Source organism: Conexibacter sp. CPCC 206217, assembly GCF_030646165.1.
In the GTDB taxonomy this organism is placed as follows: Bacteria; Actinomycetota; Thermoleophilia; order Solirubrobacterales; family Solirubrobacteraceae; genus Conexibacter.
This window is the reverse complement of the sequence record NZ_JAUTDO010000003.1, coordinates 263,364-286,880: the sequence shown is the minus strand read 5'-3', so window position 1 is coordinate 286,880 and position 23,517 is coordinate 263,364. Positions and strand designations below refer to the sequence as shown.

Genomic DNA, 23,517 nt, shown 5'->3' with positions numbered 1-23,517 from the left:
CTTCCGCCGATCGTCTCGCTCGTGCCCGCAGCAGCCGTGTCGCTCGTGTCCGCAGCCGACCCCGGCCGAGCATCTCACCCGTGACGTCCGGTTCCGGCCTCGTGATCTTCGACTGCGACGGGGTGCTCGTCGACAGCGAGACGATCTCGATGCGCGAGCTGACGCGCGCGATCAACGCGCTGGGGGTCGCGATGACCGAGACGGAGGCCCACGCCGCGTACGGCGGCGCGACGCTCGCGCAGATCGAGCGCGACGTCGAGCTGCGCAACGGCGGGCCCGTCCGCGGCGGCTGGATCGACGAGTTCTACACGGTTCGCGCGGAGGCGTTCGCGCGTGAGCTGGATGCGGTCGACGGCGCGCGCGAGACGGTGCTGGAGGTCCAGCGGCGCGGCTGGGCGACCTGCATCGCCTCGCAGGCGCGCGTGATCAAGATGGAGCAGACGCTGGCGCTCGCGGGCCTCGACGACCTGTTCCCGCCCGAGCGCATCTTCTCCGCGACGATGGTCGAGCGGCCCAAGCCCGCGCCCGATCTGTTCCTGCACGCCGCCCGCAGCTGCGGCTGGGAGCCCGCCGACTGCGTCGTGGTCGAGGACTCCGCCGGCGGCGTTCGCGGCGCCCGCGCGGCCGGCATGCGCGCGCTCGGCTACGTCGCGCCCGACCGCCCCGCCGACGCCGCGATCGCGCTCGACGCCGCCGGCGCCGAGATCGTGCGGGACATGCGCGAGGTGCCGGAGCGCGTCTCGGCATGACACCGTCCTCGGCGTATGCGAACATACGTTCGTGCGCTGGGACAATCTCACCCTGACCGCCGAGGAGGCCACGCGCCTGCCCGGCTACAGAGACGACGCCGTCGTCCGCCGCTTCGACGCTCCCGAGGCGCTCGACATGCGCTTCTACGAGGTCCACGCCAGATCGGTCCTCAACCGCGTCCCCGCCCAGTCGAGGATGCCATTCAAATGGACCATCAACCCATATCGGGGTTGTAGTCATGCATGCGTGTACTGCTTCGCTCGTCCCACGCACAGATATCTCGACTTCGGGCCGGGGCGGGACTTCGAGCGGGAGATCGTCGTGAAGGCGAATGCGCCGGAGGTGCTGCGGGTGGAGTTGGCGCGACGGTCGTGGAAGGGGGAGCACGTCGCGCTCGGGACGAACACGGATCCGTACCAGTGGGTCGAGGGGCGTTACAAGCTGATGCCGGGGATCTGGGAGGCGCTGCGGGATGCGCGCAATCCCTGCTCCGTGCTGACGAAGTCCCCGCTGCTGCTGCGCGACCTCGCGCTGATGAAGGAGCTGGTGGCGGTGACCGACTTCACAGCCAGCCTGTCGATCCCGACGCTGGACGAGAAGGCCTGGCGGGCGACCGAGCCGCACACGCCGAGCCCGCGGGCGCGGCTGGAGGCGGTCGCGGAGCTGAACCGCAACGGGATACCGACCGGAGTGCTGATCGCGCCGCTGATGCCCGGGATCAACGACGCGCCGGAGCAGGTCGAGCCGCTGCTGGCCGCTGCCGAGGACGCCGGGGCCACCTCGATCGGCGGGATCGGCCTGCACCTGCGCGGGGACGTGCGCGGGGTCTTCATGGACTGGCTGCGCGGCACCCGACCGGACCTCGTGCCGCGCTACCAGAGGCTCTACGCAAGAGGCGCCTACGCGCCGAAGGAGGAGCGGGCGCGGCTGTCGGCGCTCGTGCGCGGACGGCCGCGCAGCAGCGGCGCGCGCGGGTGGCGGCTGCCGGCGAGCGATCGGGTCGTGGAGCGGACTGAGGTGGAGGCGGGGCACGTGCAGCCTGAGCTGCCGGCTGCGTTGCCGGGAGCGGGAACGGGCGGTAGATCGAAGGTGCGCGTCCCGCAGCCGCCGCTGCGACGGACCGTCGCGGTGGTCGAGGTGCAGCAGGCGTTGTTCTGAGCGCGTCGGGCTGCCGGGCGGCGGGTACGTCTGTGTCTGCAACGGGCGGGGCGCGTGTGCGCCGCGCCACACGGGCCGGCGGACCGCCGGCCTATGGTGAAACCGAGATGGGTTCGAAGATAAAACGCTTCCGAGGAAGCCGCGAGCGAGCGCTGGAGCGGATGCTGCAGACGCGCAGCCACGCCTGGGAAGAGGTCGGGCTCGCGCGGCAACTGGGGCAGCGCGCGGCCAAGCGCGCCCGCCGCCAGGCGCTCGTGCTGCTGCCGCTGCTCGTTGCCGTGCTCGTCGTCTACTCCAAGCGCGGTGAGCTGTTCGGCAGAGACTGGGACACGGCCGTCAGGGTCTTCACCGTCGTCGCGCTCGTGATCCTCGGCTGGGCGTTCGCGCGCGACGTCGGGCGGGCGATCGCGCCCGACCTGTTCCGCCGCATGGACCCCGGCACCGCCGGCACCACCGGCTTCATCCTGCGGCTCGCGACGCTTGCGATCTTCACCGTCGCCGCGCTGCGGATCGCCGGCATCAGGCCCGAGACGCTCGCCGTCGGCGGCGCCTTCACCGCCGTCGTCTTCGGTCTCGCCGCGCAGCAGACGCTCGGCAACCTGATCGCCGGCACCGTCCTGCTCAGCGCCCGCCCCTTCCGCGTCGGCGAGCGCGTGCGGTTGCAGGCCGGCGGACTCGCCGGCCAGGTCGAGGGCGTCGTCAGCTCGCTCGGGCTGCTCTACACGACGCTCGCGCGCGGCGAGGACCGCATCATGGTCCCCAACAGCGTCGTGCTCAGCGCGGCGGTCGTGCCGCTGCGCGAACCTGCCGCGGTCGACCTGCGCGCGCGCCTGCGCCGCGGCGTCAAGCCGACGACCGTGCAGGCGATGCTCGCCGACGCGATCACCGTCCCGCTGCGCGGCCGGCCCGACATCGGCCTCGAGGAGATCGACGGCGACGAGGTGATCATGCGGATCCAGGCGACCCCGGAGCACGCCGACGACGGGGCGCGCCTCGCCGACGAGGTCCTCACCGCGATGTCGTCGGTGACCGACGAGCACGACATCGCGATCTCCCACGACACCTGAGCGAGGGCCGTGGGGCCTACTCGTCCGCGGGCGCCGTGCCCCGCTCGTAGCGTTCCCTGCGGATCGTCGCCTTCTTGCCCTTGATCGTGCTCGCGCGCAGGGCGGCGATCACGCCGTCGGCGGCGGGGAGGGGGACTTCGACGAGCGAGAAGCGGTCCTGGATCTCGATCGCGCCGATCTCACGGCCGGTCAGCTGCGACTCGCCCGTGATCGCGCCGACGAGGTCCTGCGGGCGCATGCCGACTCTGCGGCCGAGGCCGATGAAGATCCGCGTCGTCGGGCCGCTGGGGCCGGGGCGCCGGCCGCCGGGGCCGCGACCGCCCTGTCCGCCGCCGGGGCCGCCACGGCCGCCCGGGCCGTCGCCGCGCATGCCGCGGTCCTTCGGTGCCGGGCGCGGCGTGATGTCGGGGATCTCCTGCTCGTCCTCGTCGCCGCCGCCGAGCGCCTCGTGCGCCAGCTTGACCGCGGCGAGCGCGACCTCCATCACGTCGAACTCGTCCGTCAGCGTCTCGACGACGACGCGGAAGCGATCGAGGTCCGTGCCGCCCTCGGCGTTGTCGATCAGCGCCTCGTTGATCGCGGCGCGCGTCATCTCCATCCGACGCGCGTGCAGGTCGGCGACGGTCGGGATCTTCTCGATCGCGATCCGCTGCTTCGTGGCCCGCTCGATCGTCTTCAGGTAGCGGTGCTCGCGCGGCTCCGCCAACGTGATCGCCGCGCCCTCGCGTCCGGCGCGGCCGACGCGCCCGATGCGGTGCACGTACGACTCCGGCGACGACGGCACGTCGTAGTTGACGACGTGCGTCAGCTGCTCCACGTCGAGTCCGCGGGCGGCGACGTCGGTCGCGACCAAGAGGTCCGCGTTGCCGTTGCGCAGCCGCGCCATGACGCGGTCGCGCTGCTCCTGCGTCATGCCGCCGTGCAGCGCCTCGGCGCGGTAGCCGCGGCCGTTGAGCGTCTCGGTCAGCGTGTCGACGTCGCCGCGCGTGCGGCAGAAGACGATCGCCGCGGCGGGCGCCTCGACGTCGAGGATCCGCCCGAGCGCGGCCGGTTTGTGCGAGCGCGCGACGACGTAGGCGCTCTGGCGCACCAGCGGCGTCTCGCCCGCCGACGTCGAGCGCGCGATCTCGATCCGCACCGGCTCGCTGAGGTGCTGCCGGGCGATGCGGTCGATCCGCGGCGGCATCGTCGCGGAGAAGAGGACCGTCTGGCAGTCGTCGGGCGTCTGCTCGAGGATCGCCTCGATGTCCTCCGCGAAGCCCATGTCGAGCATCTCGTCGGCCTCGTCGAGCACCACCATCGACAGCGTCTGCAGCCGCAGCGTGTTGCGCGAGATGTGGTCCTGCACGCGGCCGGGCGTGCCGACGACGACGTCGACGCCGCGCTTGAGCGCCTGCAGCTGACGGCCGATCGGCTGGCCGCCGTAGATCGGCAGCACCCGCGCGCCCAACGACCTGCCATAGCGATGCAGCGCCTCGGACACCTGCACGGCCAGCTCACGCGTCGGCACCAGCACGAGCGCCGTCGGCGGCAGGTCCTGGCGGCCGGGGGAGAGCCGCTCCAGGATCGGCAGCGCGAACGCGGCCGTCTTGCCGGTTCCCGTCGCCGCCTGTCCGAGCAGGTCGCGGCCCTCCAGCAGCGGCGGGATCGACTCGCGCTGGATCGGCGTCGGCTCCTCGTAGCCGAGTCTCGCGAGCGCGTCCAGCAGCTCGGGGCGAAGCGCGAGATCGGCGAAGGTGTCAGTGTCTGAGGAGGCTGGCGTGGCTGGCGCGGCGTCCGGGGCGGGGATGCTCATTCCCTCTATTGTCGCGCGCTCGGCCGCGATCTGCGGTCCCGCCGTCCGGCGACCGCTGCGGTCGCGCCGCGCGGCGCTGCTGCGGGGCGTGTCCGGCCGGCGTGACAGCCGCGTCAGAGTGGCGCTTCGGCGGCATCCGACGACACGTCGGTGAGCGCCGCGGCGATGATCTCGTCGAGCGGGATTCCGATCCCGCGCGCGAGCTTGAACTGCGTCAGCAGCGTCGGATTGACCTCGCCGCGCTCGATGTTGCCGATGTAGACGCTGCTGAGCCCGGAGACGGCGGCGACCGCGTCACGCGTCAGCTCGCGCTGCTCACGCAGGCGCCTGACAGCGAGCCCGAAATGCTCCAGCAACGGGTTGCGATGCGGGCTGTCGAGCCGGCGACGATCAAGCGTCCGCGTGCCCATCTGGAGCACCGTATACCCAGCCTTGCAGCGGCTTCGCTGCTCGACCGCTGTTATGGAGCTTCGCCCCGGTTCGACGACACCGGTTTTCGGGGCTTCATTCGCTGCGGTGGCGGGCGATTCCACCGCCGCGGCGACGCCTCAGCCGGCATCGGGGAATGCGAGCCAGCGGCCGTCGGCGAGCGAGTCGAGATCGCTCGACATCACGCCCAGGTCGGAGAGCGTGAACAGCCGTCTGCCGACCACGACCGAGCGGTCGACGGCGTCGCCGGAGTAAGCGCCGGCGTCGGGGTGGCGCAGCTCACCGACCTTGCGCAGCCCGCCGGCGCGGGTGATGCGGAAGCCGCTCGCGCCGGCGCGCGTGCCGTCGGCGCCGAAGCCGTCGGCGGGGATCACGGCCAGGCGCGTGCGCGGCCAGTAGAGGAACGCGTGGTGGTCCCACTCGACCTGAGAGGACCAGCCGGGCAGCGCGGCGGTCGCGAGCCGGCGCGGCCGTCTGAGGTCCGAGACGTCGAACAGCGACACCTGGCCGCCGCGCCGCCGGCCCAGCTCGTCCGCGTCCTGGCCGACGCCGAGCAGCAGGTCCTCGCCGACCGGGTGCAGGTAGGCCGAGTAGCCGGGGATCTTCAGCTCGCCCAGCAAGCGAGGTCTGGCCGGGTCGGCGAGGTCGAGCGTGTAGAGCGGGTCGGTCTGGCGGAACGTCACGACGTAGCCGACGTCGCCGATGAAGCGCACGGCGTAGATCCGCTCGCCGCGCCCGAGGCCGCCGACCTGGCCGAGTTGCACGAGCTTGCCGTCGCGCTCGCCGAGCGTGGTGACGAAGCTCTCGCTCTGCTGCGTCGAGACGCCCGCCGTCCACGGCGGCGTGACCGTGCTGGCGGCGCGCACGACGCCGTCCTGCTCCGACAGCGACCACTGGCTCAGCAGCGAGCCGGCGACGCGGCCGCTCGCGCGGTACTGCGTCTGGCCGTCGGGGCGCAGCGCGAACTTGTGGATCAGCGTCGAGGCGGTCGAGCCGCTGCCGCTGCCGTCGGAGGAAACCGAGCTGTCGGGGCTGGCCGCGTCGGTCGTCGTCCCCTGCTGCGCGTAGCTCGCGACGTAGAGCGCGTCACGCGAGCTGTAGACCGTCCCGACGTCGGCCAGGACGCTGTCGGAATCGACCGGCGTCAGGCCTCTCGCGAGGTCGATCGAGAGCACCGTCAGCAGGCCGAAGCCGGAGAACTCCGCCGGGCGGCGGACCTGCGTGCAGGCGGAGACGGGGCGCGTCGCGGTACGGCCCGTGCGGCGGTTGCGGACGCGGTAGTGCGGGACCCAGCCCGCGACCTGCGCCCGCACGTCCTCGTCGACGAGCGCCTGCGGCGAGGCGGAGGTCACCAGCCGCACGATCCCGTCCACGACGCGCGCGGCACGCAGCGCGCCGTCGACGCGCAGGTTGCGCACGATCCGCGGGCGGCCGGGCAGCGTCAGGTCCAGTTCGGTCAGGAGCGTCTGGCTGGGGGTCGGCATCGCGACCATCGCGGGGCGGGCCGAGGGAGGCGTCGCGACCGACGGCGCGTTCGTGGCGGACGGAGCGGGCGCTGGCGCGGCGGTCTGCGGCACCGGCAGCGGCGTGGGGATGCCGATCGGCGCGCTGTAGACCTGCGCGATCACGAGTGCGCGGTGGCCGGACAGCAGCAGCTGCTGGCTGTTGCCCTCCAGTCTGAGCGTCCCCAGCACGCGCGGCGTGGCCGAGCGAGCGTCCAGCTCGACGAACTTCCCGCGCGCGATCGTGAAGATGCGGCGGCCGTCGGTCTTGACCGTGTCCGGCTCGTCGACGCCGTCCTCCTGCACGTTGGTGGAGGAGAAGTCCGGCTCCTCGCCGACCGCGCTGCCGCCCGGCGCGGCCGTGGCGGAGTCGGTCTCGGGCATTCCCGCGGCCGGGGTCGGCATCGCCGTCGGCGGGATCGGCTTCGACGGGTCGTACGGGACCGGCTCGGGCAGGTGATCGCGCTCGTATCCGAGCAGCTCCTCGCAGGAGGAGAACGAGACGAGCCGTTGCGCGGCCGGGGGCGCATCCGCGGCGGCCGCGGCCTGCGCGCCGCCCGCCAGCAGCGTCACGCCGATCGCGACGCCGCCTGCTGCAATCCGTCGAACAATGCTCACAACGACTGAGACGAGCTCGAACGCCGCTTGTTGCGCTGTTCGTCAGATCCCTTCAGGGGGTGAGACATGGCGCTTAGACGTATGCCGCGGCAGTGTGCGCGAGCGTCGGTTTGGGGACCATGAAACCGTAGGGGCATGCAGCAACCCGGAAGCAGGTTCGTCATGGCAGTCGCTTCGCTGAAGCAGGTCCTCGACCCGGCGTTCGAGGAGCGCTATGGCGTCGCCGCGATCAACATCGTCGACGACCTCAGCCTGCAGTCCGTGATCGCCGCCGCCGAAGTGCTCGAGGCGCCGCTGATCGTGCAGACCTCGCTGAAGACCGTCAAGTCGATCGGCGCGCCCGTCCTGTCGCAGCTGTTCCGCGCGCGCGCGGAGGCGGCGTCGGTGCCGGTCGCGCTGCATCTCGACCACTGCCCCGAGCGCGAGTGGATCAGCATCTGCCTGCAGAACGGCTGGAACTCGGTGCTGTTCGACGGCTCGCATCTCGACGTCGAGGAGAACCGCCGCCAGACCGCCGAGGTCGTGCAGGAGGCCGCGCGCTACGACGCCCAGGTCGAGGGCGAGATCGAGACCGTCCGCGGCGTCGAGGACGGCGTCGGCTCCGACGAGGGCGGCCTCGTCCATCCGATCGAGATCTCCGACGGCTTCATCGCCGACACCGGCGTCTACGCGTTCGCGCCCGCGATCGGGACCGCGCACGGGATGTACGCGGCCGAGCCGCACCTGATGCCCGAGCGCGTCACCGAGCTGGTCGCGCGGCAGCCGATCCCGATGGTGCTGCACGGCGGCACCGGCCTCGCGCGCGAGCAGTTCGAGGACCTGATCGCGCGCGGCTGCGCGAAGGTCAACATCTCGACCGCGCTGAAGATCGCCTACACCGACGCGGCGCGCGCCTTCCTCGACGCCAACCCCGCCAAGCACGACCCGCCGTCGCTCTTCAGACACGTCTCGCAGGCGGTCCAGGCGATGGCCGAGGACCACATCAGCATGTTCGGATCGGCCGGCAAGGCGACCGCTGTGCAGGCACGCGGATGAAGGCGCTGGTGTTCGACTGCGACGGCGTCCTCGCCGACACCGAACGCCACGGCCACCTGCCCGCGTTCAACGCGACCTTCGAGGCGTTCGGGCTGCCAGTCCGCTGGAGCGAGGAGCGCTACGGCGAGCTGCTGAAGATCGGCGGCGGCAAGGAGCGGATGGCGACCCTCTTCGACGACGCGCAGCTGGTCCGCGGCCAGCGGCTGCCGGCAGATCCCGACGGGCAGCGCGAGCTGCTGCAGGCGTGGCACCAGCACAAGACCGCGCTCTACAAGGCGCGCGTGCAGGCCGGCGAGCTGCCCGCGCGCGCGGGGATCGCCCGCGTCGTCGGCGAGGCGCTCGCGGCCGGCTGGTCGCTGGCGGTCGCCTCGACCTCGGCGGAGGAGTCGGTCCGCGCGGTGCTGGAGCATGCCGTCGGCGCCGAGCGCGCGGCGCGTTTCGAGGTCGTCGCGGGCGACATGGTCCCGCGCAAGAAGCCCGATCCGGCGGTCTACGAGCTGGCGCTGGAGCGGCTCGGCGCGCGGCCGCAGGAGGCGATTGCGATCGAGGACTCGCGCAACGGGCTGCTGGCCGCCGTCGGCGCGGGGATCAGCTGCGTCGTGACCGTCAACGGCTACACGCAGGACGAGGACATGAGCGAGGCCGCGCTCGTCGTCACGAGCCTCGGCGACGCCGGCCAGCCGGCGCGCGTGCTCGCCAACCGCAGCGCCGCCCGGCCCGGCGCGACCATCACGTTGGCCGACCTCGAGGCGTGCCTCGGGGTCCCGACCCCGGAGGAGTCGTCGTGACCCAGGTGACCCCGTTGAGCGAGGCGCAGCAGGTGGTGCGCATCATCGCCGCGACCGCGATCGACAACGAGACGTACTTCTGCGAACTGGACGCGGTCGTCGGCGACGGCGACTTCGGCTACTCGCTCGCGCGCGGCTTCGGCAGACTGATGGAGGACTGGGAGACGCTCGAGTACGACGACGTCGCCGGGCTGCTGCGGCGTTGCGCGATGGTGATCTCCGGTCGCGTCGGCGGTGCCTCCGGGCCGATCTGGGGGACCGCCTTCCTGCGTGCCGCGATGGCGCTGAGAGACAGACCGGATCCCGACGGCGCGGACGTGGTGAGCGCGCTGCGGGCATCGATCGAGGGGATCAAGCAGCGCGGCGGATCCGACGTGGGGGACAAGACGCTGCTCGACGCGCTCGTGCCGGCGGTCGACACGCTGGAGCGGGAGCTGACGGCCGGCAACGGCGCCGCCGCCGCGCTCACCGCCGGCGCGACGAGCGCGCGCAGCGCCGCCGAGGGGACGAGAGGAATGCTCGCCAGACGCGGGCGCGCGGCGTACGCGGGAGAGCGCTCGCTCGACTCCGTCGACGCCGGCGCGATCGCCGTCGCGGTGATGTTCGAAGCGGTCCGCGACGGGTGGGACGCGACGGACGCATGAACCGCTTGAGCGCTTGAACGTCTGAACTCTGGATCAACAACGCCTGCCTGCCTGTGGAACCAAAGGAGGAGTCGTGAAGAAGTTCGTCAACGATCCCCAGCAGTTCGTGCCCGAGATGCTGAAGGGCATCGCGCTCGCCAACCCGGACACGCTCAGATACGTGCCGGACTACAACCTGATCATGCGCGCCGACGCCCCGCGCGACGACAAGGTCTCGATCGTGCAGGGCTCCGGTTCAGGACACGAGCCGGCGCACGCGATGGCCGTCGGACCGGGCATGCTCGACGCCGCCTGTCCGGGCGACGTCTTCTCCGCGCCGCCGTCGGACTACGTTTACGAGACGACGAAGCTGCTGCGCTCGGAGATGGGCGTGCTGCACATCATCAACAACTACACCGGCGACCGCATGGCGTTCGACATGGGACGCGAGCTGGCGGAGGCCGAGGGCATCCGCGTCGGCACGGTCGTGGTCGACGACGACGTCGCGGTCAACGACTCGACCTACACGGTCGGGCGGCGCGGTGTGGCGGGCAACTTCTTCGTCATCAAGGCGCTCGGCGCGGCGAGTGAGCAAGGGGCCGAACTGGACGACCTCGTGTCACTCGGTGAGCGGGTGAATTCGGTGACGCGCTCGATGGGGATCGCACTCACCTCCTGCACGCCGCCGGCGAAGGGCTCGCCGCTGTTCGACCTCGGCGAGAACGAGATCGAGGTCGGCGTCGGCATCCACGGCGAGCCGGGGCGGCGCCGCGAGCCGATGAAGCGCGCCGACGAGTTGGTCGACGAGATGCTCGACGCGATCGTCGACGACCTGCCGTACACCTCGGGTGACGAGGTCGCGCTGATGGTCAACGGCCTCGGCGGCACGCCGATCTCCGAGCTGTACGTGCTCTACGCCCACGCGCACGAGGCGCTCGCCGGCCGCGGCATCGAGATCGGCCGCTCCTACGTCGGCGAGTACTGCACCTCGCTCGACATGGCCGGCGCGTCGCTGACGCTGGTGCGTCTCGACGACGAGCTGAAGGACCTGCTGGGCGCGCCGGCGCAGATCGCGGCGCACACGTTCTGAGCGCTCAGCGCGTGGCGCAGTAGCCGAACGAGGTCGAGCCGCCTGGGCGCAGCGTGCGGTTGTAGGGCTTGCCGCGCACGCTCAGGCGGCCGCCGTCTCTGGCGGCGACCGCGTCCCAGATCGTGTCGATGCGGTCGGGCATCCGCATCGTCGCTCTCCATGCGCGCGAGCGCTTGGAGCGGTTGCGGACGGTGACGGTCGCGCAGTAGCCCGTGCTCCAGTCGTCGTCGATTCTGCGGCGCATCGAGATGCCTCTCCCGGAGAGTCTGAGCGGGGAGGACGGGGCCGTTCTGGGCATGCCTCTGCCACCGCCGTGGCCGCCGTGTCCCGTATGCCCGCCGCCGCCCGCGCCCGGCTGGCCCGCCATCTCGTCCGGCATCGGCGGCGCGAGCGGCAGCGTCCCGGGCGCGCCGAAGATCAGGTCGCTGCAGGCGTAGAACGCTTCCGGGCTGTCGCTGCGCTGCCAGATCACATAGAGGATCTGGCGTCCGCTGCGCTGCGGCAGGTCGACCTGGAAGGACTCCATCGTCGCGGCCGGGCGGCGGCCGGAGTCGTGGATCAGCTCGAGGTCGCCCCAGCCGAGCGCCTGCGTCGCCGGATCGAAGCCCTGCTTGGTGAGGTAGAAGCGGTAGTAGAGCGTCGCGTGCGGCGCGTTGAGGACGTATCTGATCGTCTGCGGCCCAGCTCTGACGCCGGTCGCCGGCCACGCCGCCGACGGCTTGTCGAACGCCGCGTACTTCGGGTCGCCGGCCGAGCACAGCTTCCCGTTCGGGATCAGCTCGCGGTGGCGCCCGTCTGCGTTGGAGATCAGCAGCGCCATCCAGTCGTACAGCGCCTGCGGATTGCTGCGCCAGGCGTTCGCGCACGGGCCGGGCGTTCTGTCGACGTACCGGCACGCATACGTGCGCGAGGCGGGGAAGTAGGTGGTCCCGTGCGCGTGCGCCTGGCCGGCGCCGAGGGTCACGAGCGCCACCGTGGTGGCGAAGGTCCGCAGGAACGTCGAGCGCCGCGTCATCGTGGCACCGTACCGCCCGCCGCGGCCACCAGCACCGCTCCGGCGGCCGGATGTCTGCGCGAGGTGCTGACGCCGTTCCTCACGGCCTAAGCCGCCTGTGCGGCCGCCGACCGCGTGCCCGGCGGGCGCGTGCAGTAGATCGTCCAGCCGACCGTCAGGGCGAGCGCCCAGACCAGGACGCCGACGTCGATGTGGTCGCCGAACGCCCCGAGCAGCAGTGGGATCGCGAGGCCCGGCAGCGCCCAGCGCGTGACCTCGGCCGTCCTCGCGTCGGCGATCAGGGCGCTGACGGCTGCGATCGCCGCGTAGGCCGCGATCGTCGCGCACAGCAGCCAGCGCGCGCTCGGCGGAAGGTGGTCCTCGGCGTGCAGGACGGCCGCTCCCAGACCGGCGGCCAGCGCGGCGATCACACCCGTGGTCAGCGCGTGCAGCAGCATCACCCGCCGCAGCGGGAGATGTCCCGGCCGCAACTGCGGGACGCCCGCGAAGCCGCCGGTGAGCGACAGCCACCAGAGCCCGACGAGCACGGCGAAGCCGCCGAGCGCGCTGGCGACGACGGGCCGATCCCAGGCAACCTCCGACGCGGCGTCGATCCCCAGGACGACCCCTTCGCCGAGCACGATCAGCACGTACAGCCCGAGCCGCTCGGCGACGTGCTCCGGGTTCGTGCGCGCGGCCTCGATCGTCGGCTCGCTGCCCTCGGGCGGGGCGCCGCGGCGGCGGACGGCCTGCTGCAGGCGCTCGGTCGAGCGCGCGAGCACTCTCGCGCCCGACACGGAGAAGAGAATCCACAGGTCGATGGCGATCCCCAGTGCCCACAGCCAGTAGCGGGCGTCGGTGTGCACCCACAGCGAGACGATCCACGGGGTCGTGCCGCCGCCGACCTGCGCCAGCGGCCAGTCGACGACGACCGTCCCGCGCCGCCACACCTGCGCGGCCATCGCGCGCAGGACCACGTAGACGATGATGAACGCGACCGCGTGGTCGCCCTGCACCTCCGGGACGGCGGCCGCGAGCACCGCCAGCCCGAGCATCCCGCGCAGCATCGTCCACGTGCGCGCGTCCTGAGCGCGGACGTCGCCGTAGATCATGAACCCGCTCCAGACGATCCAGAAGGCGAGATAGAGCACCGCGTACAGCCCGAGATCGCCCCACGTCGGCCCGTCGTGAAGCAGGTCGGCGAGCTTGCTGATCCCGGCCACGACGACGAGGTCGAAGAACAGCTCGGTCCACGTCGCACGCTGCTCCGGCGCGTCGCCGCGCTCGTCGGACCCTGGAAGATCGGGGAGGCGCGGCTCCGTCATCGCGCGATCATCGGCGAAAGATCTCACGCGCGGCAGACGCGGCGGCGTTCAACCGATCCGCGTCGCGCGCTCCAGCGCCCGGCCGTACCACGGCATCTGCCGTGCGCGCCAGACGTGGCACTTCTCGCGCGGGAAGGCGTAGACCGGGTTGCCGTCGTGGACGAGCCCGCACAGCCGCGGCTCGCGCAGCTCCTGCGCGGACCAGTCGTAGAGCCGCTGCAGCCGCGGGACGATCACGGCGTAGTCGAGCACGCGACCGAGGCGATGCTCGCCGGCGAGGTACGTCTCGACGTCGTCGTCGAGCGGATAGCGGTCCGGCAGGACGCGCCCGAGCGAGAGGAACGCGCCGGCCATGCCGAGCCGCGGGTCGCCGAGGACGCGGCCCAGCGGCGCGAACCGCGCGAGCGCCAGCCGCGGCGCCGCGACCAGCGCGTGCGCGTACTGCACGCGCAGCAGCGCGACGTTCATGAAGAAGCGCTCGGGCTCGCTCTCGCGCGCGGCGAGGCCGGCGTTCTCGAGGTACCCGGCGGCGATGCTCGCGTTGTGGGCGCGATACCAGGTGCTCGCGGTCGGCGCGGCGACGAACGCGTTCCACCAGCGCACCGGCTCCGACGACGGCTCGCCCGGCAGCCCCGCCGCGAGCGCGACCGCCTCGCAGCCGTCGCGCAGCAGACGGCCGTTGACGCGGCGCCACCATTCGCTGCCGGGCGGCGAGGCGTCGAGCGGCTGCAGCAGACCGCGCTGCAGCTGCCAGCGCATGAACGACAGCGCAGCCCGCCGGAAGCGGCGGTGGCGCGGCGCGTGTCCGTCCGGCCCGCGGTAGGTCCGCTCCAACAGCGCCCGCCGACGGGCCGGGTCGTCCCTGACCGCGGCGACCTGTTCCTCGGCCCACGCCGCGGCGGTGAGGTTCCCTGTCATCGGCGGATCCGCGGGCAGGACATGGTCGAGGAGCATCCCACGCCCGGCACCGCCGCACGAACCCATGTCCACGGCTCGCCGTCCGCCCGCGGCGTCAGGATCCGCGGTCGTGCGGGGACTGGGATTGGACGGGCGCGGGCGGCGGCTGCTGGCGCTGACCTGCGCGACGGGCATGATCGACGCGGTCGCCTTCCTCGGCCTCGGCCAGGTCTTCTGCGCGATGCAGACGGGCAACGTCGTCTTCCTCGGACTCGGCATCGCAGGCACCGACGGCGCCCCGTTCGCCGCACCGCTGACCGCGCTGTGCGCGTTCGTGGCCGGCGGCGTCGCGGCGGCGCTGCTGCTGCGGGCCGGGGCCGGGGCCGTGACGGGCGCCGCGCGCGGCGTGCGGGCGGCGGTCGCGGCGGAGATCCTGCTGCTGGTGCTCGCGACCGCCGTCGCGGCCGGGTTCGATCCGCGCGCGGGGGAGACGGCGGCGCTGCTGACGATCGCGGCGCTGGCCGGCGCAATGGGACTGCGCACGACCGTCGTGCGCGGACGCGGCGCCGCGAACCTCGCGACGACGGTGCTGAACCTGACCGCCATCGGCGGCCCGGCGAGCGCCGGCGTCACCGTCGCGAGCGGCGCCGATCTCGCCCAGCGCGCCGCCGCGCTGGTCGCGCTGCTGGTCGGCGCGGTCGCGGGCGCGCTCTCGCTGGAGACAGCGCTGTGGCTCCCGCTCGCGCTCGCGACAGCGCTCACGCTCGCGACTCACGCCCTCGACCGCTCACGTCGACCGGGAGGCCGACCGACGACGCTGGCATGACGATCCAGCTTCCTGTGGCACCGGCCTTGCGGCTTGAGCCACGGGGACGCTGCGCACCGATCCGTCCCGCTTGACCGGTCGTCGGTAGATCGAATACGGTGACCCACGCTCGAGCCCGCGAGTCGGCGTGGCGAGCCCATTCGGAGCGGGAGAGTGCGTCATGACGCCGGTCTTTGCAGAATTCACCTTCGGTCACGCACTGCTGACGGTGATCGAGATCTTCTTCTTCGTGATCTGGGTGTGGATGTTCATCACAATCGTGATGGACCTCTTCCGCGACCACGAACTGTCCGGCGGCTGGAAGGCGCTCTGGTGCCTCTTCCTGATCGTCATCCCGTTCCTCTCCGCGCTCGTCTACCTGATCTTCCGCGGCAACGGCATGCGCGAGCGCGCGATCTCCCAACAGCGCGAGATCCAGCAGGCCACCAACGCCTACATCCGCGACGTCGCCGCCTCGCCCGCCGACGAACTGACCAAACTCAGCGACCTCCACACCAGCGGCGTCATCTCCGACGACGAGTTCCAGAAACTCAAGGCCAAAGTCCTCAGCTGATCTCAGGGCCGTGTGCGGGAACGGCATCACCGCGCGCGGAATCGGAATGACGAGGAGAACGGCCCGATCCGAGCGTGCCGTCACGACGCGACGAGCTCGCCTGGCACGACCGCGCCCTCGGCGCCAACGACGTGCGTCACCGCTGGCACGCCGGCAGCGGGGCTGGGCCAGGCCGCTCCACGCCGACACGAGTGCCGCGGACGACGCTCGCGCCCGAGATCACGTCACGGGAACGTGCGGCGCGTCGAGGAGGGTGCGGTCGCCGTCGAAGCCGTGCCCGAGAGCGGCCACGACATCGTCGTGGGGCGTGCCGAGCCGGACCCCGCTGACCTCGTCCAGCTGCCGGTAGTGCTGCTCGTCGAGCTGCAGCTCCAGCGACTGCAGGTACGCCTCGAGGTGGGAGGGAGAACGCGGTCCGACGATCGGGATCAGGGTGGTCGCGGCCAGCGCGGCGCGGCGCCGCAGCCACGCGAGCGACACCTGGACCGCGCTGCTCCCGAGCTCGTCGGCGACCGCCAGCACGGCGTCGACGACGGCAGTCCGCTGGGCGGTGCCTTCGGCGGCGTCACCGCGAGCGCTCAGCCGACCTCTTTCGCCGTGCCGGTACTTGCCGGTCAGCAGGCCCCCGGCGAGCGGGGAGTAGAGCACCACGCCGAGGCCATGCGCCTCGGCCATCGGCAGCAGCTCCCGCTCGGCGGACCGTTCGGCGAGGCTGTACTCGGTCTGGATCCCGACCAGCGGGGCGAGCCCGCGCAGGTCCGCCCGGACCGCCGCCCCGGCGACCCGCCACGCCGGGAAGTTCGACAGCCCGCCGTGGAGGATCTTGCCGGAGCGGATCAGGTCGTCGAAGCCCGCCAGGATCTCCTCGATCGGGGTGGTCCCGTCGGGAAAGTGCGGCATGAAGACGTCGACGTAGTCGGTCTTCAGCCGGCGCAGGCTCGCCTCGAGGGAGCGGATCATGGTCTTCCGGCTGTTCCCGGTCGTCGCGGGACGAGGCTGCTCCTCCCGCGTCCCGCTGTACTTGGTGATCACCACGAAGTCGTCGCGGCGCGCGCCGAGCAGCTCTCCGAGCACCGTCTCCGCCTGCCCGCCCTGGTAGATGTTGGACGTGTCGAAGGTGGTGCCGCCGGCATCGACGAAGGCCTCGAAGATCTGCCGCGAGGCCTCGGGGCCGGCGCTGGTGACGGCCGTCCCGAAGTTCGCTGTCCCGAGCGCGTATTCCGAGACTCGCAGCCCGGTCTGTCGTCCGAAGGTCGTGTAGCGCATGGCGGCTCCTGGGGGGGGGGTGAAGCGGGGTATCCTGCACGAACCTACCAACAAAAACGAATGATCGTTCTTTATGCCCAAGGTCGACCAAGCGCACCTCGACGCCCGCCGTCAGCAGATCGTGGACGCCGCCCGCGCACGCTTCGCCAGCCACGGCTTCGCCCGCACCTCGATGACCGACATCGTCACCGAGTCAGGACTCTCGACGGGGGCGATCTACCGGTACTTCGCCAGCAAGGACGAGATCGTCATCGCCGTCTGCGAGCAGGCGAGCGACGCCTTTCCCGAGGCGCTCACCGTCGAGGCCGTCAACGGATTCCTGGAGCACGTGCGCAGCTTGGCCCGCGCGCAGGGTCATGCCAGGCTCACCGCCCAGATCTACGCCGAGGCGGCGCTGTCACCGGCACTCGCAGCGATCGTTCAGCAGCAGCTCGCCGCGATGCGGGCGGCGGTCGCCGAGCTGCTTCCTGACGAGCGCAGCGGCGATGCCAGACAGATCGCCGAAGCGTTCGTGACGATCTGCAGCGGCTACAGCCAGCAACTGGCCGTCCGCGGCGACCTGGACCCCGCGCCCTTCAGCGCGGCGCTGATGGCGATTCTCGAGACCTGGGCACGAGACGAGTCGTCGCGCGAGCGCATCACCGCAGCAACCGTCTCAGCGCCAGCGCCAGCACCTCGGAGCGATCGCGCGCGCCGTGGTCGGCGGCGATGAAGGGCGCTCCGATCCACATCGAGAAGACGAGCATGCAGCGGATCTCGACGTCGTCGGGATCGGGGCAGAACTCGCCGAACAGGTCGCGCATGTAGTCCATCCGCCGGTTGTCGACGCGTCGCAGGCGCGCGGCGACCGGCGGCTCGCGGCGCGCCCAGTCGCGGATCGCCAGGTCGGCCGCGAGCAGATCGGCGCTGACGGCCGCGAGCGCGAACAGTCGCCGCAGCCGCGCCCGTGCATCGCCGCCCCTGCGCTCGAGGTGCTCGATCACGTCCTCGATGCTGCGCTGCTCCCACGTGTCGAGCAACTCCGTCAGCAGCGCGCCGCGATTCTCGAAGTGCCAGTAGAAGCCGCCCTTGGTGACGCCGAGCGCCTCGGCCAGCGGTTCGATCCGGACGGCGTCCGGGCCGCCGGCGGCGAGCGCTCTGAGCCCCTCCTCGATCCATCTGCTGCGCGGTGTGCGGGTCGCGGCCATCGCCCTCTTCTATCGCTCCTGGCGCGAGATTGACACCGCACCGGATCGCTGACTATGCTGTTTCCATACGGTACCGTATGGATTGGAGGCGGACAGATGAGGCTCCCGAACTCCGCGCACACCTCGCGGCCCTGGCGGATCCACGCACTGACCCCGGACTTCCGGCTCGAAGACGTGTGGTCGCTGCCGACGCCGGGCGGACCGGACGACTTCCACTGGCTGATCGAGGGGGTCGCGGCCGGTGACCCGGCGCAGGCGCCCTCGCCGATCGCGCGCACGCTGTGGGCGCTGCGCTGGAAGGTGGGGGAGCTGCTCGGCTGGGACGATCCCGACAGCGGCGTCGGCTCCCGCGTGCCGACGCTGCGGGATCGCTTGCCCGTTGATCTGCGTGAGGGCCCGTCCGGTCCGGAGTTCGCCACGCTCCCGTTCACCTCGCTGTACCTGACCGGCGACGAGTGGGCGGCGGAGGTCGCCAACCAGACGATGCACGGCGTGATGCACATCGGCTGGGTCCCGGACGGGACCGGCGGGCACCGCGGCCAGATGGCCGTCCTCGTCAAGCCCAACGGCCTGTTCGGCAGCGCGTACATGGCCGCGATCGCCCCGTTCCGCCACCGCGTCGTCTACCCACCGCTGATGCGGCAGATCGATCGGACGTGGCGGTCGCGCTTCGGGGAGCCGGCGCCGGCAGAGCCCGAGCGCTGCGGCGGCACGCTCACGCACATCGGACAGCGCGCGGCCGCATCGCGCTGGGGGAGCTGATGCGCCCCGTCAGGCGCCCATCAGCGCCTGCAGCCGCGGCGCCAGTCTGACCGCGTCGCGGCGGACGCGCGCAATCGCTCTCTTCGCCTGCCGCTGCAGCGCGTTGCCGGTGGTGATCGCGCCGCGCTGGAAGGCGGCGAGCGAGCGATCGACGGTCTTGTAGGCCTTCTTCTCCGCCACCAACAGCGCGACGAATCTGCGCTTGACCGCGGCGCCGTCAGCCGTGGTGGTCGTCTCGGCGCGGACCGGTCTGAGGGCGCGGTCGACCTGCGCACGGGTCGCGGCGGCGGCTCTGCGCGCCGCGGGGATCGCGCTCTTGCCGCGGCGGTCGACACGCACGAGCGCTCTGCCGGTGGCGCTCTCGTATCTGGCCAGCTGACGGGCTTGATCGACGGCGGTCGTCGCGAACGAGCGGTCATCGGCGCGGGCGACGGCGGGCAGCAACAGGAGCGCCGCGGCGACGACGCAGAGGCGCAGGACGGTGCGGGACATCAGGAGGTCCGTTCCTTTCGATACGACAGGACCTCATGACACTGCCCACCCGACGGCGTGGGCATGCGCTTGCAGTGACATGAGTGATTCGATGTCGAGCCACGTGCGATGCCGCTCAGACATCTCGGGTCTCATGAGTTTCTCGTCGGCGCGTGTCGAGCACGGGCGGTCGGCTCCGACTCATGTGTACCGGCGGCCAAGGAGCCGCCAACACCAGAGGAGTGCGAACGATGACCAAGGTGACCGCCCAGATGTCGGTGTCCCTCGACGGCTTCTACACCGGACCGCGGGACACGCGGAACCCCAAGGAGATGAGCGGCTGGATGCGGGGCCCTGAGGCGCCCGGCTTCTTCCGGGTCACGCGCTGGGCCGTCGACGCGATGGCCTGGCGCGAGCGGCAGGGCTTCGCCGGCGGCGAGCAGTCGATCGACTCGGAGATCATCGCGCAGACGTTCGCGGCGGCCGGTGCCTATGTCATGGGCCGGCGCATGTTCGACGCCGGCGAGGTCCCATGGGGTGAGGAGCCGCCGTTCCACGCCCCGGTTTTCGTCGTCACCCACCGCACCCGCGACGTGCTCGAACGCCAGGGCGGCACCTCGTTCACCTTCGTCACCGAGGGGCTCGAGCGGGCGATCGAGCTGGCCCGGGAGGCCGCCGGCAGCAAGGACGTGGCGGTCGCCGGCGGTGGGGAGCTCGTGCGTCAGGTGCTGAGTGCCGGACTGCTCGACCAGCTCGAGTTGCACATCGCCCCGGTGCTGCTGGGTGACGGCCAGCGCCTGTTCGACCACAGCCTCGGCCTCGGCGCCGACGACGGCATCGAGCTGATCCCGACCCGTGTCGTCGAGGCGCCCGCGGTCACCCACATTCGCTATATCGTCACCGGGCGGTCGAAGCTGGTGCTGGACGATCGCGGCGCCAGCGGCGACCTGGTCGGACCGGGCCAGTCGGAGGAGTGAGAGAGAGGAGCGAAGCCGTGAAGTACATGCTGCTGATCTACGGCAACGAGGAAGCCTTCAGCTCGGTGGGCGGGGAGGCCCTCGCCGAGATCATCCGAGAGACCGACGCCCTCAACCAGGAGCTGTTCGCGTCGGGTGAGCTGGTCGGCGCCTATGGCGTGGCCGACCAGGTGAACGCCAAGCTGGTCCGCGCCACCGACGGGACGCCGGTGGTGACCGACGGCCCGTACGCCGAGGCCAAGGAGTATCTGGGCAGCTTCACGATCGTCGACTGCGACAGCCTGGAACGGGCTCTGGAGATCGCGGCTCGCAACCCGTCGGCGCGCCACTGGGGTGTCGAGGTCCGGCCGCTCGTGCACGAGGCCAACGTCGAGCCGTGACGGTTACATGGCGGATGCCTTGGCGAAGTCCGGAGGTGCTGTGGCGTCTCATCGGTCTCTCACTAATCTGTCGCGGCGTTCGGTCAGTGCAGCGAGAGGTCCACGTCCGCCACGCGGCCGTCCACGGCCTCCGTTGGGTCGACGTCAAAGCCGACCTCGGGGTGGTTGTCCTCGAATTCCTTGACCCGGCACGCGAGCCTGCCGCGCTCGGCGCGGGGACCGGGCCCACGTGAGCGGGCGGGGGCTACGCAGCCCCGTCGCACCGCGCGCCGGTGCGACGGCCTCATGCCGCCGTGCGGTCGCCGAAGTTTGGAGCGGCAGACGCCGGCGGCAGACACGTGAGCGCTCATCGCCCCCGTAAACAGGCGGTGAACGTGTCTGTTTACGAACGGGGGTGTTCTCTAGGTTCCGGGTATCGACTCACGGAAAATGGGAGACTGGGTTGTCGGGACGGGGCGGATGGGTTGGACGACGTCTTTGGGCTGCTGGCGTGATTGTCGCTGCGGCGATGGCGCTGACGGCTCCGGCTGGCGCGGCTGAGCGCAGCGGGGTCGTGTCCGGCGCGGAGCGCGAGGGGCTCGCTGCGGCGATCGTGCGCGACTTCGGCGTCAGCGAGCGGCAGGCGCTCGCGAACGTCGATGTGCAGGCGCGCGCCGGCAACGTCGTGGAGGCGTTGCAGAAGGCGCTTGGCGACGGGTACGCCGGCGTGTGGTTTGACAACGACGGCGGCGAGTTCGTCGTGAACGCGGCCGCGGCGACCGATCGTGACGCGGTGAAGGCCACGCTGGCGAGACTCGGGGTCGCGACGGACGCGCGGATCGCGACGATGGACGCGACGTGGAAGGAGTTGCAGCAGCAGGCGGCGCGCTGGACCGAGCGCGCGAGCGACGCGCTGCCGGCCGATCAGTTGATGGTCGGGATCAACGCGGTGACCGGCACAGTGAACGTCACCGCTTCTGAGCGCGTCGGTGAGGCGGCCGTGGCGGGCTTGCGGGAGCAGGCGCGGGCGGTCGCTCCGGCGGTCCGGGTCAGCACCGCGCCCGCGCGCGTGTTCGAGCAGCGTGAGCTGACGGCCTGCTCGCACCCGTACTGCGACGCGCCGCTCGGCGGCGGTGTCCAGATAAACGGCAGCGGAGGCTGCACCGCCGGCTTCCTGGCGTTCAGCAACAGCGATCTGGCGCCCTACATCCTCACCGCGGGCCACTGCATCACTGCGCCGGCGAACTGGTGGACCTACTACGCCAACCAGGTCGGCTGGGCTTACATCGGCCCCAACTGGAACAACGCCTACGACGGGCGCGGCGACACCGGCATCGTTCGCATCACGAACGCGCCGTGGGTCTCGGGCGGGGGCATGTCGGCCAAGCTCGCGGCCTGGACCACCGGCAACGGCAACTACCTGATCTACGGCGCGGGGTGGAGCTACTTCGGCCAGTCGCTCTGTCACTACGGCGCGACAAACCCGCGCGTGTGCGGGACCAACGACACCGCCGGCTGGGTGAACATCACCGCGTTCGGGCTCGGCGCGCAGACCTACAACAGCGCGTGCTCCTCGCACGGTGACAGCGGCGGGCCGTGGGCGGCGGCCAATGTCGGCTACGGCGTCCAATCCTCCGCGTACCTCTGCCCGAGCGCCGGCAGCTGGTTCACCGAGGCCGTCGCGGCGGCCGCCAACATGGGCGTCCACGTCGCATCAGCCGGCTAGAGCCCAGCCGGGGCATGACCATCGACCAGGGGAACGACAGACCATGAAGAACCGCCGCAGCCTCGCCGTTCTGGGGGTCTGCGCGGGCGCGGCGGGCGTCGCAGCAACGACGCCCGCCGGCACGCTCGCCGACACCGCGACCTCGAGCGGCGCGCCGGCCGCGACGACGGCACCGGCGCGGCCGCCAGGCATGCCTCCCAGTCCGCTGCTGGTCGCCAGGGCGGTCGCCGAGAAGGCGACGAGCCTCGGTCGCAAGCGGCTCGGCGCGACCTACGCCTGCGTCGACGTCTTCGAGCGCGACGCGCGCCGGCCTCGGGTCGTGCTGCGCGTCACGACAGCGAGATCGCGCCCGGCCGCCCGGAAGGTCCTGCAAGACGCACGCGCCGCCGTCGGCATCACGTCCGACCTGACGGTCAAGCTCCCGCGCCTCACCGTCGAAGCGATCGATCGACGACTCGCATTCCGCACCCTGACCACGATCTCCGAGCGGCTGCAGCGCGAGTCCCGCAGATGGATCACCGCGGGCTCGCCGACGATCCCGGGCATCAACCCGCCCAGCGGCTGCGAGCCGATCACGATCGTGCTCGAGGCCGCTCACACGCCCGACCAGCTGACGTGGGCCCAACAGCAACAGCAGCGCTACGGCACCGACCGGATCGCCCTCCAGATCCACACCGGCAACGAGCCTGCACCGGTCCCAACCGCGTGATCGCCAGCTGCTTCTAAGCGCTCCATCGCGCTCCTGCTTTCAGCGGAACGTGCCAGGACCTCGATCGTCATCTCTCTCATAGCTGCGACGACCGCGCGGAGTTTGCCGTGGTCTGCTCGGGCGTCTCCGGAGCGCTCGCGAGCTCTTCACCGCAGGGGCTTGCTCCCTCAGCCCGGCCCGCCCCTCAATGCCCGATAATCGATCTTATGTGAACCTGGACAAAGAACGGCGGGATGGCACCGTGACCCTCGCTGCGCGAACAGATGACCGCTTACCGCTCTCATGCACGACGCTGCGCTCTTCAGAACCGAGACGCCTGACACCGGTCCTCGTCGAGCAGCTGCGGCGACGTGCTGCGCGAACCGATCTCGTACTTGGGGCCACAGACACGACGGCTCGGCGAGCAGCTCACCACGGTCGAGCGCACGCCGACGAGAACCCCGCGGTCATCGCCATCGTCAGCGACCCGCGTCGGCAGTTGCAGGACCTCGGCGAGTGGGAGCGCGAGATCACGGAGATCGCGGCCGTGGCCGCGCCGAGATCCGGCCACTTGCTGGTTGGCGCGGGGCCGGTTGCGCGAGGAGAGGCGAGCCGGTCGGCTCGCCGCTGT

General features: G+C 71.7%; 24 protein-coding genes. 15 read left to right on the top strand and 9 right to left on the bottom strand.

The window, feature by feature from the left end:
- The first annotated feature begins 80 nt into the window (after window positions 1-80).
- The 3 genes from Q7L65_RS09655 to Q7L65_RS09645 all read left to right on the top strand — a co-directional run bounded on the left by Q7L65_RS09655 (window position 81) and on the right by Q7L65_RS09645 (window position 2,975).
- Window positions 81-749, top strand: coding sequence for an HAD family phosphatase (locus Q7L65_RS09655; protein ID WP_304720728.1), 669 nt, complete (start codon window positions 81-83; stop codon window positions 747-749).
- Between the two features lie 31 nt (window positions 750-780).
- Window positions 781-1,908 (top strand): radical SAM protein, encoded by a 1,128-nt coding sequence (locus Q7L65_RS09650; protein ID WP_304720726.1) that lies wholly within the window; start codon window positions 781-783, stop codon window positions 1,906-1,908.
- Between the two features lie 107 nt (window positions 1,909-2,015).
- Window positions 2,016-2,975, top strand: coding sequence for a mechanosensitive ion channel family protein (locus tag Q7L65_RS09645; protein WP_304720724.1), 960 nt, complete (start codon window positions 2,016-2,018; stop codon window positions 2,973-2,975).
- Between the two features lie 16 nt (window positions 2,976-2,991).
- Here Q7L65_RS09645 and Q7L65_RS09640 read toward each other — a convergent pair whose 3' ends face one another.
- The 3 genes from Q7L65_RS09640 to Q7L65_RS09630 all read right to left on the bottom strand — a co-directional run bounded on the left by Q7L65_RS09640 (window position 2,992) and on the right by Q7L65_RS09630 (window position 7,319).
- Window positions 2,992-4,770 (bottom strand): DEAD/DEAH box helicase, encoded by a 1,779-nt coding sequence (locus Q7L65_RS09640; protein ID WP_304720723.1) that lies wholly within the window; start codon window positions 4,768-4,770, stop codon window positions 2,992-2,994.
- Between the two features lie 113 nt (window positions 4,771-4,883).
- Window positions 4,884-5,303, bottom strand: coding sequence for a helix-turn-helix domain-containing protein (locus tag Q7L65_RS09635; protein WP_304720721.1), 420 nt, complete (start codon window positions 5,301-5,303; stop codon window positions 4,884-4,886).
- Between the two features lie 15 nt (window positions 5,304-5,318).
- Window positions 5,319-7,319 carry a beta-propeller domain-containing protein gene (locus tag Q7L65_RS09630; RefSeq protein WP_304720720.1) on the bottom strand — a complete coding sequence of 667 codons (2,001 nt, stop codon included), beginning with the start codon at window positions 7,317-7,319 and terminating at the stop codon, window positions 5,319-5,321.
- 162 nt (window positions 7,320-7,481) lie between these two features.
- Between Q7L65_RS09630 and Q7L65_RS09625 the strand changes: the two genes are divergently transcribed.
- The 4 genes from Q7L65_RS09625 to dhaK all read left to right on the top strand — a co-directional run bounded on the left by Q7L65_RS09625 (window position 7,482) and on the right by dhaK (window position 10,855).
- Window positions 7,482-8,354, top strand: a complete 873-nt coding sequence (locus tag Q7L65_RS09625) for a class II fructose-bisphosphate aldolase (RefSeq protein WP_304720718.1) — start codon at window positions 7,482-7,484, stop codon at window positions 8,352-8,354.
- Window positions 8,351-9,142, top strand: coding sequence for an HAD-IA family hydrolase (locus Q7L65_RS09620; RefSeq protein ID WP_304720717.1), 792 nt, complete (start codon window positions 8,351-8,353; stop codon window positions 9,140-9,142). Before Q7L65_RS09625 ends, Q7L65_RS09620 begins: the two co-directional genes overlap by 4 nt.
- Window positions 9,139-9,786 carry a dihydroxyacetone kinase subunit DhaL gene (dhaL, locus tag Q7L65_RS09615; RefSeq protein WP_304720716.1) on the top strand — a complete coding sequence of 216 codons (648 nt, stop codon included), beginning with the start codon at window positions 9,139-9,141 and terminating at the stop codon, window positions 9,784-9,786. The genes Q7L65_RS09620 and dhaL overlap by 4 nt, the downstream gene beginning before the upstream one ends.
- Before the next feature lie 73 nt (window positions 9,787-9,859).
- Window positions 9,860-10,855 (top strand): dihydroxyacetone kinase subunit DhaK, encoded by a 996-nt coding sequence (gene dhaK / locus Q7L65_RS09610; protein ID WP_304720714.1) that lies wholly within the window; start codon window positions 9,860-9,862, stop codon window positions 10,853-10,855.
- Window positions 10,856-10,859: 4 nt separating this feature from the next.
- On the opposite strand, the gene Q7L65_RS09605 is transcribed toward dhaK, so the two are convergent.
- The 3 genes from Q7L65_RS09605 to Q7L65_RS09595 form a co-directional block, all read right to left on the bottom strand.
- A complete protein-coding gene (locus Q7L65_RS09605) occupies window positions 10,860-11,870 on the bottom strand; it encodes a lytic polysaccharide monooxygenase (protein WP_304720713.1) in 1,011 nt (336 codons plus the stop codon).
- Window positions 11,871-11,956: 86 nt separating this feature from the next.
- Complete coding sequence (locus Q7L65_RS09600; RefSeq protein WP_304720711.1) at window positions 11,957-13,174, bottom strand: low temperature requirement protein A; 1,218 nt, start codon at window positions 13,172-13,174, stop codon at window positions 11,957-11,959.
- 48 nt (window positions 13,175-13,222) lie between these two features.
- Window positions 13,223-14,092: a hypothetical protein gene (locus tag Q7L65_RS09595; protein WP_304720709.1), complete on the bottom strand. Its 870-nt coding sequence runs from the start codon at window positions 14,090-14,092 to the stop codon at window positions 13,223-13,225.
- 109 nt (window positions 14,093-14,201) lie between these two features.
- Between Q7L65_RS09595 and Q7L65_RS09590 the strand changes: the two genes are divergently transcribed.
- Together Q7L65_RS09590 and Q7L65_RS09585 are read left to right on the top strand one after the other, a co-directional pair.
- Window positions 14,202-14,897: a YoaK family protein gene (locus tag Q7L65_RS09590; RefSeq protein ID WP_304720708.1), complete on the top strand. Its 696-nt coding sequence runs from the start codon at window positions 14,202-14,204 to the stop codon at window positions 14,895-14,897.
- A gap of 160 nt (window positions 14,898-15,057) precedes the next feature.
- Entirely contained in the window at window positions 15,058-15,450 is a 393-nt protein-coding gene (locus tag Q7L65_RS09585) for an SHOCT domain-containing protein (protein ID WP_304720707.1), read from the top strand.
- 219 nt (window positions 15,451-15,669) lie between these two features.
- Here Q7L65_RS09585 and Q7L65_RS09580 read toward each other — a convergent pair whose 3' ends face one another.
- A complete protein-coding gene (locus Q7L65_RS09580; RefSeq protein WP_304720705.1) occupies window positions 15,670-16,716 on the bottom strand; it encodes an aldo/keto reductase in 1,047 nt (348 codons plus the stop codon).
- Window positions 16,717-16,789: 73 nt separating this feature from the next.
- On the opposite strand from Q7L65_RS09580, the gene Q7L65_RS09575 reads away from it, so the two are divergent.
- The gene (locus Q7L65_RS09575; protein WP_304720704.1) at window positions 16,790-17,428 is read left to right on the top strand and encodes a TetR/AcrR family transcriptional regulator; all 639 of its coding nucleotides are present in this window, start codon (window positions 16,790-16,792) and stop codon (window positions 17,426-17,428) included.
- Here the strand turns inward: Q7L65_RS09575 and Q7L65_RS09570 are convergent.
- Window positions 17,355-17,903: a TetR/AcrR family transcriptional regulator gene (locus tag Q7L65_RS09570; protein ID WP_304720702.1), complete on the bottom strand. Its 549-nt coding sequence runs from the start codon at window positions 17,901-17,903 to the stop codon at window positions 17,355-17,357. The two genes, Q7L65_RS09575 and Q7L65_RS09570, sit on opposite strands and share 74 nt — an antisense overlap.
- 96 nt (window positions 17,904-17,999) lie before the next feature.
- Between Q7L65_RS09570 and Q7L65_RS09565 the strand changes: the two genes are divergently transcribed.
- The gene (locus Q7L65_RS09565) at window positions 18,000-18,665 is read left to right on the top strand and encodes a DUF2867 domain-containing protein (protein ID WP_304720701.1); all 666 of its coding nucleotides are present in this window, start codon (window positions 18,000-18,002) and stop codon (window positions 18,663-18,665) included.
- A 9-nt stretch (window positions 18,666-18,674) separates the two neighbouring features.
- Here the strand turns inward: Q7L65_RS09565 and Q7L65_RS09560 are convergent, their stop codons facing one another.
- Window positions 18,675-19,157, bottom strand: a complete 483-nt coding sequence (locus Q7L65_RS09560) for a hypothetical protein (protein WP_304720700.1) — start codon at window positions 19,155-19,157, stop codon at window positions 18,675-18,677.
- Window positions 19,158-19,387: 230 nt separating this feature from the next.
- Between Q7L65_RS09560 and Q7L65_RS09555 the strand changes: the two genes are divergently transcribed.
- The 4 genes from Q7L65_RS09555 to Q7L65_RS09540 all read left to right on the top strand — a co-directional run bounded on the left by Q7L65_RS09555 (window position 19,388) and on the right by Q7L65_RS09540 (window position 22,907).
- Complete coding sequence (locus Q7L65_RS09555) at window positions 19,388-20,113, top strand: dihydrofolate reductase family protein (RefSeq protein ID WP_304720698.1); 726 nt, start codon at window positions 19,388-19,390, stop codon at window positions 20,111-20,113.
- 17 nt (window positions 20,114-20,130) lie between these two features.
- On the top strand, window positions 20,131-20,493 hold the full coding sequence (locus Q7L65_RS09550; RefSeq protein WP_370552536.1) for a YciI family protein: 363 nt from the start codon (window positions 20,131-20,133) through the stop codon (window positions 20,491-20,493).
- Between the two features lie 508 nt (window positions 20,494-21,001).
- Window positions 21,002-22,198 carry a S1 family peptidase gene (locus tag Q7L65_RS09545; protein ID WP_304720697.1) on the top strand — a complete coding sequence of 399 codons (1,197 nt, stop codon included), beginning with the start codon at window positions 21,002-21,004 and terminating at the stop codon, window positions 22,196-22,198.
- Window positions 22,199-22,241: 43 nt separating this feature from the next.
- Window positions 22,242-22,907 (top strand): hypothetical protein, encoded by a 666-nt coding sequence (locus Q7L65_RS09540; RefSeq protein ID WP_304720696.1) that lies wholly within the window; start codon window positions 22,242-22,244, stop codon window positions 22,905-22,907.
- Window positions 22,908-23,517 lie beyond the last annotated feature (610 nt).

What these genes read in the sequence shown, in the direction of transcription:
- Q7L65_RS09645 (WP_304720724.1), top strand. Translation starts at nt 2,016, where the DNA reads ATGGGTTCGAAGATAAAACGCTTCCGAGGAAGCCGCGAGCGAGCGCTG.
- Q7L65_RS09600 (WP_304720711.1), bottom strand. Translation starts at nt 13,174, where the DNA reads ATGACGGAGCCGCGCCTCCCCGATCTTCCAGGGTCCGACGAGCGCGGC.
- Q7L65_RS09570 (WP_304720702.1), bottom strand. Translation starts at nt 17,903, where the DNA reads ATGGCCGCGACCCGCACACCGCGCAGCAGATGGATCGAGGAGGGGCTC.
- Q7L65_RS09625 (WP_304720718.1), top strand. Translation starts at nt 7,482, where the DNA reads ATGGCAGTCGCTTCGCTGAAGCAGGTCCTCGACCCGGCGTTCGAGGAG.
- Q7L65_RS09605 (WP_304720713.1), bottom strand. Translation starts at nt 11,870, where the DNA reads ATGACGCGGCGCTCGACGTTCCTGCGGACCTTCGCCACCACGGTGGCG.
- Q7L65_RS09595 (WP_304720709.1), bottom strand. Translation starts at nt 14,092, where the DNA reads ATGACAGGGAACCTCACCGCCGCGGCGTGGGCCGAGGAACAGGTCGCC.
- Q7L65_RS09540 (WP_304720696.1), top strand. Translation starts at nt 22,242, where the DNA reads ATGAAGAACCGCCGCAGCCTCGCCGTTCTGGGGGTCTGCGCGGGCGCG.
- Q7L65_RS09560 (WP_304720700.1), bottom strand. Translation starts at nt 19,157, where the DNA reads ATGTCCCGCACCGTCCTGCGCCTCTGCGTCGTCGCCGCGGCGCTCCTG.
- Q7L65_RS09545 (WP_304720697.1), top strand. Translation starts at nt 21,002, where the DNA reads ATGGCGCTGACGGCTCCGGCTGGCGCGGCTGAGCGCAGCGGGGTCGTG.
- Q7L65_RS09640 (WP_304720723.1), bottom strand. Translation starts at nt 4,770, where the DNA reads ATGAGCATCCCCGCCCCGGACGCCGCGCCAGCCACGCCAGCCTCCTCA.
- Q7L65_RS09580 (WP_304720705.1), bottom strand. Translation starts at nt 16,716, where the DNA reads ATGCGCTACACGACCTTCGGACGACAGACCGGGCTGCGAGTCTCGGAA.
- Q7L65_RS09555 (WP_304720698.1), top strand. Translation starts at nt 19,388, where the DNA reads ATGACCAAGGTGACCGCCCAGATGTCGGTGTCCCTCGACGGCTTCTAC.
- Q7L65_RS09575 (WP_304720704.1), top strand. Translation starts at nt 16,790, where the DNA reads ATGCCCAAGGTCGACCAAGCGCACCTCGACGCCCGCCGTCAGCAGATC.
- Q7L65_RS09585 (WP_304720707.1), top strand. Translation starts at nt 15,058, where the DNA reads ATGACGCCGGTCTTTGCAGAATTCACCTTCGGTCACGCACTGCTGACG.
- Q7L65_RS09565 (WP_304720701.1), top strand. Translation starts at nt 18,000, where the DNA reads ATGAGGCTCCCGAACTCCGCGCACACCTCGCGGCCCTGGCGGATCCAC.
- Q7L65_RS09620 (WP_304720717.1), top strand. Translation starts at nt 8,351, where the DNA reads ATGAAGGCGCTGGTGTTCGACTGCGACGGCGTCCTCGCCGACACCGAA.